We start from the raw sequence: 11,390 nt of genomic DNA, 5'->3' as shown, positions 1-11,390 counted from the left end.
CAATTCTGTTCCTTCTTACTGTTTTTAGGTTTGTTAAATCTGTCGATTCAACCGTTCTTGAAAAATCTCTTAAAGAATTTTCAGGGTTGTTGTCTATTGTTTAGTTATCAACGTTCTTTGTTGTTCGCTGTTGTTCGCGACAGCTTTAATAGAATATCATGTTTCTTTTCATTTGTCAACACCTTTTTTGAATTTTTTTATTTTTTAAATCGGTGTTTTCAAAAGAAAACGGAGAAAGAGGGATTTGAACCCTCGCGCCGGTCACCCGACCTACACCCTTAGCAGGGGCGCCTCTTCAGCCTCTTGAGTATTTCTCCTTAGCCTGAATTTTATTCTATATTTACTGTTTCATTACACATTTTTAACTTGTAACATCACAGCGCATTAGTTATTATACATAACAAGTCGTATTATGTCAACAGTTTTTTTAATCTTTTTCAAAAACTTTTTTCTTCTATGTATATTTGTGATTTTATAAGTATACTTCTCTATTTTTTATTGATAAGAAACGTCAAATAATGAAAAGCAGGGATTTTACTTCGTCCGTAAATTTCCCTGCTGCTCCATCATTATTTTTCGTACTTTTCTATTGTCTCTTCAATCCTATGCTTTACCTCAGCCGCAATTTCTACTGTTTTCATATCTTTATATTCATCATAAAGCATCGGTTTCAGGAAATGCACCTGGACTGTTACCGGTTCTATGCTGCTTGTATCAAAAGGTTTGAACGAATCAATCAAAGCAACCGGCACAATCGGACATTTTGCTTTTGTGGCAGCTTTAAAGCTTCCCCCTTTAAAATCCAAAAGTTTATTTCCCATCTTCGATCTGGTACCCTCAGCAAATATAATATAATTTCTTCCACTCTGCACTTCTTTTGTTACATTTGAAATTACCTGCATAGACTGCCTGATATCTTCACGGTCAATCGAAAATGCTTTCATTATAGCTACACACTGCTTTAAAAACGGAACTCCTGCAGCTTCTTTTTTGATGACTGCAGAAAGCGGTCTTGGACATACGTCAACAATAGCCAGTACGTCATAGAGTCCTTGATGATTGGGAAACAACATAAAGCCGCCTTCCTTTGGGATATTCTCCTGTCCATGCGGTTCTATGGTCACATTTCCTCCTTTATTTGCTCTTGCTACTATATATTGAAGAAACTTATATCTTTTCTCTTCTGGAATCTTATCCGCATGTGAAGCATAATAGCACAGCTTACACCACATAAACGGCACCAGAATGATATTCCGAAATACCATCAATAAAATTCTTTTCATCTGTACTATTCCTCACAATATTCTTTGATTGCTGTTTCATAAAGATTATTTCCTTCACAATCAATCACAACGATTACCGGCAAATTCTCCACTTCAAGCTTTCTGATTGCTTCTGTTCCAAGATCATCATAGGCAACAATCTCTGATTTTTTGATGCATTTTGAGAGTAGCGCACCGGCTCCTCCAACTGCCGCAAAGTAAACAGATTTATTTCTAATAATTGCATCAATAACCGCCTGACTTCTCTTGCCTTTTCCGATCATTGCGCCAAGCCCCAGATCAAGCAGTCTTGGTGCATATTTATCCATTCTACTGGCCGTTGTCGGTCCTGCCGATCCGATCGGGCGTCCTTCTCTGGCAGGAGACGGTCCCATATAATAGATCATCTGATTTTCAATATTGACCGGGAGCATCTCACCTCTTGAGAGAGTCTCGTCCATTCTTTTATGTGCCGCATCTCTTGCCGTGTAAATCGTTCCGGTTATATATACGTAATCGCCTGCTTTAAGGTACTGTGCTTCTTCTTTTGAAATCGGTGCTGTAATATGTTGATCCATATCTGTTTGTTCCTCACTTTCTTCCTTATCTTTCTCTATTCGCTGCACTGTACATTTCATACTTGCTGCTACGACTTTCTTTATATCGTACGGATCACATGCCGGTTGACATGGCAACAAATATTGATTCCGACAGGCAGTCCGGCAATATGGGTCGGATAAGTATTTATATTTACTGCAAGTGCTGTTGTGGATCCTCCCAGACCGCCGGGACCGATTCCTAATTTATTGATTTTCTCCAGAAGTTCCTCTTCAAGATCCTTTACATATGGAATTTCTGAATGACTTCCTACTTCTCTGGTTAAAGCTTCTTTGGCCATTAATGCACATTTTTCAAAAGTCCCTCCGATTCCGACACCTACCACCATCGGCGGACAGGCATTTGGCCCCGCATCTTTCACCGCAGTCAGAACAGCATCTTTCACACCTTCGATTCCGTCTGCCGGCTTCAGCATAAATACACGGCTCATATTCTCACTTCCGAAGCCTTTCGGAGCGACTTTAATCTTAACTTGATCACCTTCCACTATCTTATAGTGAATGATTCCAGGTGTATTATCTTTTGTATTCTCGCGGATGATCGGATCCTTCACTACTGATTTTCGAAGATATCCCTCCACATATCCCTGACGGATTCCTTCGTTTATGGCATCTTCCAGCATACCACCTTCGAAATGAACTTCCTGTCCGACTTCGATAAATATAACTGCCATTCCGGTATCCTGACAGATCGGAATCATGTCTTCTGCTGCAATCTGCAGGTTATCCTGCAATTGATTCAGAATTTGCTTTCCAAGAGGTGATTTTTCAGTGGAAGCTGCATTTTTCATTGCACAATCCATATCTTTTGACAGAAAATGGTTTGCCTCGATACACATTTCTTTTACATTCTTTGTAATTTCTTCTACATTTATTGTACGCATAAATGTCTTTCTCCTTCCGGTATCCTTTTTATGCCAGCATTTCTTTCCGTCTATTATTCGACATTAACTGCATATAGAATAATTATACACCATCAAAAGGAACCTGCAATCTGTTTTGCACGGATTTTGGAAAAGTTTGCCTGCCGAAAACCGATTTTCCCACACCGCTGCGACACTTCCTGAAAATAATTCTTCATCATAATCTCAGCAGAATTTTCCTGAGCATTTCCATAATAATATATGCATCCGTCTCCATCATCAGATGATACCTCTTTCGGGTCAATTTCTGCAATAATCGGTGCCGCATCGAGGGATAAGTTACACATCATGTACTCAAGATCGGCACATGTAAGCTGCTCGATATGACTCACATTATATTTTGCAATCCAGTAATCCGGCTGTGAAAAAGAGAATATCAGATAACTCCCTGCGATGACAGCAATCATATAGTTGACAAGCCGAAAATCTTTTTTGTAAATACTAATTATCACTCCCGCCATTACGATGGCAAGCGCCGCAATAAACCACAGCACGCAAAGTCTCAAAAATGTCAAATGGTACACATCAATATATAGCTTCATACGATATGCTGCTGACAGCATCATTACATAAGTGCAAAGAGAAATGATGGTAATCATATAATTAAGCCATTTATTTTTCTCATACAGTTCTGAACACAAAATCACCATACTGACATTGATCATTACAACCAGAACAAGTTGCCAGAATCCGGCGTGCGCATATTCGGAATACGTTATTCCTTCCGGAAGACCTGCCTTCAAAAACAGATATCGAATCTGAATCATAGAGTATAATAAATAAACAGATGCAATTATACTCGTAAATACAATTCCTGTTAAAGACTTGTATTGCTTATCTTTCTTCTCTGTTTCTTTATTTGAATTAACACGACATGATGCATAAAAAAATGCATAGATCAGTAAAAATCCTGCCATAAATGTAATTAAAACTCCAAATAAAGTATTGAACATCTCGATCAATGAATTAAATCCTTCAAAATTCATCCATGAAAACGCACTTTTAATGATTCTATTAAATACAATATCCGAACCGGCAAGAAGAGGTACTACCACAAACAGCACGCCAATTGCCATACCGCCTCCCAGAATGATTGGTTTCCATTTTTCTTTATCCACTGTTCTTTCTTTTTTGCTGCTATTGATGATTTCTTTCGTATTTTTCAGCGGAAGAAAAATATTTCCTATTGTCGCAAAAGGTATCCTTATCATTTTATTGATATATTCCAGTATTTTATCATTTCTTTCTTCATTCATCTGGTTGATCATCAAACTCATAAGAAGTACAAGCATGCAACACCAGTTTAAAAACTGTATCAACATATTTGCTGTCAGGCATGTAGACACTCCACATAATATTACTCCAATGTAAATAAATTTTGTTTCTTTTTTGTGAACCAGATTAGCTTTCTTAAGAAACTTATTAATAACTATAACTGTTGTAATTGCATAAAGTAAAAAAGTCCATCCGAATAAATTCTTATACATGCAGAATGCAAATACGATTCCATAAAAAATACTGACTACTGTAAAATACCGGTAATTGTCTTTGATACATATTTCATACATAAAGATTCTCCTTCCTTACAATTTTAATACATTTATATTTATTCTGAGGCTGCATCTTCATCCGGTACGTATTCCAGAATATCCCCAGGCTGGCAATCCAAAACCCTGCAAATTGCTTCTAGTGTGGTAAAGCGTATTGCTTTTGCTTTATTATTTTTTAAAATAGATAAATTCGCCATGGTGACATCCACTTCTTTTGAAAGCTCGGTGAGTCCCATTTTACGTTTAGCCATCATGACATCCAGATTAATTACGATTGCCACAAGATACACCTCCCTAGATTGTCAGATCATTTTCATCTTTGTAATTGACTGCTTCCTGAAATACGCAGGAAAGTACCACACTGAACAGTGCTGCAATAAAAAACACAAGAATGATAATCAAAGTTGCAGGAGTTGGAACCAATAATACTTTGATAAAAAAGAAAATAGAAATTACCAGGCTGTACCTTGCCATTCTCCTAAGACTTTTTACATTATCTTCCACGAAGCAATTCGCTTCCAGAACTGTCTTCATCATTTTTCGCAATTCATTTACGATTAAAAGTCCGTTTAAACCAGATACTGCAAACACGATCAGCATTGCCAAATAATGGATTTCTATGTCTTTTGAATAATGTGTTCCGGCAAATCTGAGCCATATTGGCAGCGTGAGCAGAACAATAATTCCTGTAAAAAACATAATGTCCAGAATCAATTTCGTCAGCTTTTTAATTCGTTCATACTTCATTGATTATACCTCCAGTATATTTTCTATTTCCTGTTTCTGTCATTATATTCCACATTATTTTGAATTACAATATATTTTTATTGATTTTCGATATTTTTTTATTGTTTTTTGAATGGTGTTTTTGATAATTGACAAATTCGCAGCAGGCTGTTATATTAATTTTGTTTGACTATAAAACTATTTTATATATAAAATATAAGAAAGGATTATCATTATGAACACACTAAGAAAGCTCTATTGCCGTTCTTTTCAAACAGTTTTTCGAACTGCACTTCCATTTCTTCCGTATAGAAAGCCTAAAATTCTTGGAAGTGTCAAAGCTTTACCTGAGATTCTGCTGAAACGCAAGTATAACCATGTACTTATTATTACCGATGAAGGAATCATGAAACTTGGCCTCACAAAGCGTCTTGAAAAAGTACTTTCCGAAAATAATATTAAATATACGATATATGATAAAACCGTGGCTAATCCTACTACAAAGAATGTTGCTGAAGCAATGGATTTATTTCTTTCCAATAATTGTAATGTCATCATAGGTTTTGGAGGTGGGTCAAGTATGGACTGTGCCAAAGCAGTAGGTGCCAAGATTGCAAAACCGAAACAGTCTCTTGCCAAAATGAAAGGCATTCTGAAAGTACACAAAAGAATTCCTCTTCTAATTGCAGTTCCCACTACAGCCGGAACCGGAAGTGAAACTACGCTTGCCGCAGTGATCACCGATGCCGAGACAAGACATAAATATGCAATCAATGATTTTCCTTTGATTCCCAGATATGCTATACTTGACCCAAAGGTAACCTTAAGTCTTCCTCCTTTTATCACCGCAACCACCGGTATGGATGCACTTACACACGCAGTAGAAGCATATATCGGGAATTCAACAACTTACGGAACCCGTATGGATGCCCTGAAAGCAGTCGAACTTATTTTTGAAAATATTGACACGGTTTATACAGATGGAAAAAATGAGGAAGCCCGTAAGAAAATGCTTCACGCTTCTTTCTATGCCGGATGTGCATTTACCAAATCCTATGTAGGTTACGTTCATGCTGTTGCCCATTCTCTTGGAGGGGAATACAACGTGCCGCACGGACTGGCAAATGCAGTGATTCTTCCGCTTGTTTTGGAAGCCTATGGTTCCACGATTTACAAAAAGCTCCACAAACTTGCAATCGCTGCCGGACTGGCAGATAAAAATACACCACATGAAACGGCAGCGAAAGCATTTATTCTTGCAGTCAAAGAAATGAAAAAGCGATTTGAAATCGGAGATACCATTGAATCGATTCGGGAAGAAGATATTCCAAAGCTCGCTCACTATGCCGATAAGGAGGTAAATCCACTTTATCCGGTTCCGGTACTGATGGACGCCAAAGAACTTGAAACATTTTATTATCAATTGATGCAACAATCTGAACAGTAGGAAGGAGAATTTTCATGACGGAACATGAAATCAGAGAAATCGTTGAAACACAGCGTAAATTTTTCTACACCGGAGCTGTACTCGATGTAGATTACAGAATACAGGCTTTGAAAAAGCTGCAGTCCTGCATTTTGAAATATGAAAACGAAATCAACGATGCAATAAAAAAGGATTTGGGAAAGAGCGCATTTGAAAGCTACATGTGCGAAACAGGGCTTGTTTTGAGTGAAATCAGTTATATGTTAAAACATGTCCGCAAATTTTCCAAAGAGAAAACAGTTCTCACTCCGCTTGCGCATTTTCATTCCCGCAGTTTTAAGAAGCCGTCTCCATACGGTGTTGTGCTGATCATGAGTCCCTGGAATTATCCGTTTTTATTGACGATCGATCCTCTTGTAGATGCCATCGCCGCCGGAAATACCGCTGTTGTAAAACCGAGCGCCTATTCCCCTAACACAAGCGAAATTATGAAAAAACTGATTGAAGAATGCTTCGACAAAGAATATGTTGCGTTAGTGACCGGAGGACGAGCTGAAAATACCTGTCTTCTGAACGAACATTTTGATTACATTTTCTTTACCGGAAGCCAGACAGTCGGCAAAGAAGTCATGAAATGTGCTTCTTCCCATCTCACACCGGTTACGCTGGAACTTGGCGGTAAAAGTCCTTGTATCGTAGAAAAAAGCGCCAACTTAAAGCTTGCCGCAAAAAGAATCGTATTTGGAAAATACCTGAACTGCGGGCAGACCTGCGTGGCACCGGACTATATTTACTGCGATAAAGAAATCAAAGATCGCCTGATTGAAGAAATAAAACAGCAGATTGAAAAGCAGTTTACAACCGATGCTCTGCATAATGATCACTACGGAAAAATCATCAATCGGAAACATTTTGACCGGATCTGCGGACTGATCGATCCGTCAAAAGTTGTCTGCGGAGGCAGATCAGACGCTGATACATTAAAAATCGAACCTACTTTGATGGATCACGTAACATTCGAAGACGCTGTTATGCAGGAAGAAATCTTCGGACCGGTCCTTCCGGTTCTGACATACGATTCTTTGGATGCAGCGATCCGTAAAATCAACTCTATGGCACACCCACTCGCGCTGTACATTTTCACCAACAGTAAAGCTGTTGCCAGGAAAGTAACTTCCGAATGCGGATTTGGCGGAGGATGCATCAACGATACGATTATTCATCTCGCTACCAGCGAAATGGGATTTGGTGGATTCGGAGAAAGCGGAATGGGATCTTACCACGGACGGGACGGATTCCGGACCTTCTCACATTATAAGAGTATTGTAGATAAAAAGACATGGCTGGATCTGCCTATGCGATATCAGCCTTATAGCTCTCTTAATGAAAAATTGATTCATATGTTTTTGAAATAATATGGTAAATAATTCAGGTATACATGAGTTTTAATATTTAAAATGGCTGGCTTAGATTTTAAATATTCTAAACCAGCCACATGCTTTTATTCTCTTTTCAGTTCTTCTATCACATTCTGTTTCTTAATCTTCTGTATACTGTACAGCATACTGCAGAACACTACGATCATAACCCAGATAATTGCGACAAACAAAGGTTTCCATGGATATACAAACTGAATTTGTGCACTTCTGGCGATATTGCCAAACAGTAGTACACTAATCAATAGCGATCCGATAACTCCATAGCTGATGGACTTGAATCCGTAAATGAGGCACTCATAATTCATCATTTTATGAAGCATCTTCCTGGACATTCCCATAGACTGAAGCATGGCAAATTCTCGTTTTCTCAGCATAACGTTGGTTGATATCGTGTTAAACACATTTGCTGCTGCGATCAGGGATATCAATACAATAAATCCATAAGTCAGTACCTTTACAGAGAGAAGCATTCCTCTGTCTTTTTCATAATCTTTCGCCGCACATGACAGATAACCATTTTCCAACAGTTCTTCATTTGTCATTTTTTTCTCCAGTTCCTGATAGACCGAATTGTACTGTGTTGCTTTGATTGCAATATTGGATTCAACCGAATTAAACAAATCATCCTTGAACAGGTACTCTTCCATCCTGCTTTCCGGAACCAGAATGATGACATTTCCATATCCGCTTTTCTGAGAATCGAATAGATAATCCGGAAGATTTTCAATGGAATGACTCAGAATGATTTCTTTTTCTTCGGAAAGTTTTGTGTTATATTCTCCGTTTTCTGTTGGGATTACTTGCTCTCTATAATATCGGAGTGTCAGATTTTCTTTTCCGTCAAAGAATTCTTTTTCTACATATTTTCCTTTTTCTGTATCATATTTTACATATTTATCGTAATATACCGGATTATTGCCATATGTATATTTTACAAATTCATCGTCCGGGATAAAGATCAGATTGCACCAGAATCTTGCCTCTTCTACATCAAAATAAATAAATTGATCTTTATATTCCTGATATCGCTCTACTCCTTCTATCTCGTCTAAGACTTGTTCTATTTTTTTATTCTCTGTTTCTAATTCTTCCATTTCATCCATTTTATAATCTCTACTGGTATAAAGGATCTCGTATTCCGGCATTTTCATTACAAATGCTCCGGTTGAAATGAGATATTCTGAAAGCAGGGACGCGGACACAAATAAGATAATGCTGATGGTAAGTGAAAATACGGTCGCTCTGTATTTTTTCCGGTCGCGTTTGTAATTTTTGTCCGCAAGCATCCCTTCTACTCCAAACAGTTTAAAAATATATTTCGGACTTTTTACTTTCTTGGAACGTATTTTTATATCTTTTGTCGCGCGAATTGCCTGCATTGGTGTAATCTTACGTATTCTTCTGACAGGTCCCCAGACGGAAAGGCATACCAGAATAAATACGATCAGAATCGTCATCGGAATGATGTATGGATACACATGTAACCTGATTGTTTCTTCGTCACCGTGAATCCATCCTCCAAGCCACGGACCGATATAGTGAAGTGTTACAGCGATTCCTCCTACACCGGCAAGGATGCCGAATGGTATTCCGATGACCGCTACCGAAGCTGCTTCGTACCACATGGCTTTTTTCAGCTGCTTATTTGTCGCGCCCACTGAAGACAAGATGCCAAATTGTGTGGTTCTCTCTCTTAGCGAGATGGCAAATGTATTATAGATCAGTGAAATGGATCCGATTCCAATGATGAAGATCAAGATCTGCATGATACCATCTAAAAGTGTCATGTATGCACTGTTTCTGGAAGCTCCGATCCATTTTAAAATGGCTTCATTTGAGTTCCAGCTTTTTCCTTTTCCTTTTGTCTCTATAAATTTCTGGATATTTCGCGGATTTTTCAGCTGTACATACGTGTTATAAGGCGCCTCTTTATCTTCTTCCTGATGTTCCTTTGAAAGAATTTCCCCGGTAAATGCGTCCATACCGCCGCCGCCCATATTGCTGTTTCCCCAAGACTCCAGGATACCTACAATTGTATATGTTCTCTCATATTTCGGAGCAAAATTTTCGTATTTATCCTCCTGTTCCTGATATTCGATCCAAGGATTTCCGGTTATCTTTTCTCCGTCGATGATCCAGTCGCCTACCGTAACTGTGATCGTATCTCCTACATCAACCACACGGTACTGTTCTCCGGTCTGAGTACTAGTCATGGTAATCGTTTCTTCCTGAAGGATGATTTCATTCTCATTTTCCGGCAAGCGCCCCTCCGACAACTTCACTCCCAGAAGCTCTGCGGCTTCCGGATTCATCGTCTGCATATACAGACAATTGGCGATCTTTTGTATGTTTTTCTGCCTCAGAAAAGAAACATCTCCATATCCCAGTTCCCTTATAGAAACACATTTCTTGACATCATCATATTTTGCAGTCTCTTCATATTCTTCTTTCGTAAGCGCTTCTTCGTAAAGATGCCATTCTCCATTTTCCCGCTTTCCGCGCTCCAGCATATAATTCTGAATACTGCCTCCAAATACGAGAACTCCCGTCACCATAGAAGTCGCAAGAATGACACCTATGATTGATACAATCGTCCGCACTTTATTCTGTTTCATCGTCTGAAAGGTGATTTTTGCGAAAATATTCATTAGCGAATCACCTCATCTCTCACGATTCGTCCATCTTCCAGCGAAATGATCCGGTCTGCCTGCAGCGCAATATTTTCATCATGAGTAATCACGATCAATGTCTGGTCGTAGGTTCTGTTCGAATATCTGAGAAGCTTCATGATTTCTTTGCTGTTCTCAGAATCCAGATTTCCTGTCGGCTCGTCAGCAAGAACCAGTGTCGGCGCATTCATCAGCGCTCTTCCCACCGAAACTCTCTGTTGCTGTCCTCCGGAAAGCTGATTTGGCAGATGCTTCCTCCTTTTCTTTAGTTTTAACAAGTCCAGAAGTTCCTCCAGACGTTCTTCGTTTACTTTTCTTCCATCCATCAGAACCGGAAGCGTCATATTTTCTTCTACAGTCAGAACCGGAATCAGATTATAAAACTGATAAATCAGTCCGATCTGCCTGCGCCGGAAAATGGCAAGTTCTTCTTCTTTCTGCGCATAAACATCCGTTCCGCCTACGATAACCTTTCCGCCGTCCGGTTTGTCCACACCGCCGATCAAATGGATCAGCGTTGATTTTCCGGATCCGGATGCACCGACGACCGCGACAAATTCGCCTTTGTCCACAGTAAAGGAAACATTGTCCAAGGCTTTCACCTGATTGCTTCCCTCGCCATATACTTTTGTCAGGTTTTCTACCCTTAAGATTTCCATATTTTATACTTGTATGATAATTAGGAAGTTAATTATCACACGTTCCTTTCTTTTTAATATCGTGGTTCAATACAATTCAGATACTATGGACTTTTGATTTTTCCCTGTAGCTTGACTAC

At 38.9% G+C, this 11,390-nt stretch carries 10 protein-coding genes and 1 tRNA gene; 2 read left to right on the top strand and 9 right to left on the bottom strand.

Annotated elements, in window-relative coordinates:
• Positions 1 to 229: 229 nt before the first annotated feature.
• The 7 genes from ACTNBF_RS15625 to ACTNBF_RS15595 form a co-directional block, all read right to left on the bottom strand.
• A tRNA-Ser gene (locus ACTNBF_RS15625) sits at positions 230 to 317 on the bottom strand.
• A 252-nt stretch (positions 318 to 569) separates the two neighbouring features.
• Entirely contained in the window at positions 570 to 1,283 is a 714-nt protein-coding gene (locus tag ACTNBF_RS15620; protein WP_427820735.1) for a lysophospholipid acyltransferase family protein, read from the bottom strand.
• Between the two features lie 5 nt (positions 1,284 to 1,288).
• On the bottom strand, positions 1,289 to 1,888 hold the full coding sequence (locus tag ACTNBF_RS15615) for a Fe-S-containing hydro-lyase (RefSeq protein WP_441089634.1): 600 nt from the start codon (positions 1,886 to 1,888) through the stop codon (positions 1,289 to 1,291).
• 32 nt (positions 1,889 to 1,920) lie between these two features.
• On the bottom strand, positions 1,921 to 2,763 hold the full coding sequence (locus ACTNBF_RS15610) for a fumarate hydratase (protein WP_427807332.1): 843 nt from the start codon (positions 2,761 to 2,763) through the stop codon (positions 1,921 to 1,923).
• Between the two features lie 92 nt (positions 2,764 to 2,855).
• On the bottom strand, positions 2,856 to 4,370 hold the full coding sequence (locus ACTNBF_RS15605) for a DUF4153 domain-containing protein (RefSeq protein WP_441089633.1): 1,515 nt from the start codon (positions 4,368 to 4,370) through the stop codon (positions 2,856 to 2,858).
• A gap of 38 nt (positions 4,371 to 4,408) precedes the next feature.
• Positions 4,409 to 4,633 carry a helix-turn-helix domain-containing protein gene (locus ACTNBF_RS15600; RefSeq protein WP_441027019.1) on the bottom strand — a complete coding sequence of 75 codons (225 nt, stop codon included), beginning with the start codon at positions 4,631 to 4,633 and terminating at the stop codon, positions 4,409 to 4,411.
• A 13-nt stretch (positions 4,634 to 4,646) separates the two neighbouring features.
• Positions 4,647 to 5,099 (bottom strand): DUF2975 domain-containing protein, encoded by a 453-nt coding sequence (locus ACTNBF_RS15595; protein ID WP_427807325.1) that lies wholly within the window; start codon positions 5,097 to 5,099, stop codon positions 4,647 to 4,649.
• A 214-nt stretch (positions 5,100 to 5,313) separates the two neighbouring features.
• On the opposite strand from ACTNBF_RS15595, the gene ACTNBF_RS15590 reads away from it, so the two are divergent.
• Entirely contained in the window at positions 5,314 to 6,525 is a 1,212-nt protein-coding gene (locus ACTNBF_RS15590; protein WP_441089632.1) for an iron-containing alcohol dehydrogenase, read from the top strand.
• Between the two features lie 14 nt (positions 6,526 to 6,539).
• Positions 6,540 to 7,919, top strand: coding sequence for an aldehyde dehydrogenase (locus tag ACTNBF_RS15585; protein ID WP_441089631.1), 1,380 nt, complete (start codon positions 6,540 to 6,542; stop codon positions 7,917 to 7,919).
• 86 nt (positions 7,920 to 8,005) lie between these two features.
• On the opposite strand, the gene ACTNBF_RS15580 is transcribed toward ACTNBF_RS15585, so the two are convergent.
• Together ACTNBF_RS15580 and ACTNBF_RS15575 are read right to left on the bottom strand one after the other, a co-directional pair.
• Positions 8,006 to 10,558 carry an ABC transporter permease gene (locus ACTNBF_RS15580; RefSeq protein WP_441089630.1) on the bottom strand — a complete coding sequence of 851 codons (2,553 nt, stop codon included), beginning with the start codon at positions 10,556 to 10,558 and terminating at the stop codon, positions 8,006 to 8,008.
• Between the two features lie 32 nt (positions 10,559 to 10,590).
• The gene (locus ACTNBF_RS15575) at positions 10,591 to 11,271 is read right to left on the bottom strand and encodes an ABC transporter ATP-binding protein (protein ID WP_427807318.1); all 681 of its coding nucleotides are present in this window, start codon (positions 11,269 to 11,271) and stop codon (positions 10,591 to 10,593) included.
• Positions 11,272 to 11,390 lie beyond the last annotated feature (119 nt).

It is taken from the genome of Bariatricus sp. HCP28S3_A4 (genome assembly GCF_052066395.1).
Lineage (GTDB): Bacteria > Bacillota > Clostridia > Lachnospirales > Lachnospiraceae > Allocoprococcus.
The sequence above is the reverse complement of the archived record's forward strand: the minus strand, read 5'-3'. Positions and strand labels throughout refer to the sequence as shown.

Excerpts from the sequence above, each read along its gene's own strand:
- ACTNBF_RS15620 (WP_427820735.1), bottom strand. The coding sequence starts at position 1,283 with ATGAAAAGAATTTTATTGATGGTATTTCGGAATATCATTCTGGTGCCG.
- ACTNBF_RS15610 (WP_427807332.1), bottom strand. The coding sequence starts at position 2,763 with ATGCGTACAATAAATGTAGAAGAAATTACAAAGAATGTAAAAGAAATG.
- ACTNBF_RS15605 (WP_441089633.1), bottom strand. The coding sequence starts at position 4,370 with ATGTATGAAATATGTATCAAAGACAATTACCGGTATTTTACAGTAGTC.
- ACTNBF_RS15595 (WP_427807325.1), bottom strand. The coding sequence starts at position 5,099 with ATGAAGTATGAACGAATTAAAAAGCTGACGAAATTGATTCTGGACATT.
- ACTNBF_RS15590 (WP_441089632.1), top strand. The coding sequence starts at position 5,314 with ATGAACACACTAAGAAAGCTCTATTGCCGTTCTTTTCAAACAGTTTTT.
- ACTNBF_RS15585 (WP_441089631.1), top strand. The coding sequence starts at position 6,540 with ATGACGGAACATGAAATCAGAGAAATCGTTGAAACACAGCGTAAATTT.
- ACTNBF_RS15580 (WP_441089630.1), bottom strand. The coding sequence starts at position 10,558 with ATGAAACAGAATAAAGTGCGGACGATTGTATCAATCATAGGTGTCATT.
- ACTNBF_RS15575 (WP_427807318.1), bottom strand. The coding sequence starts at position 11,271 with ATGGAAATCTTAAGGGTAGAAAACCTGACAAAAGTATATGGCGAGGGA.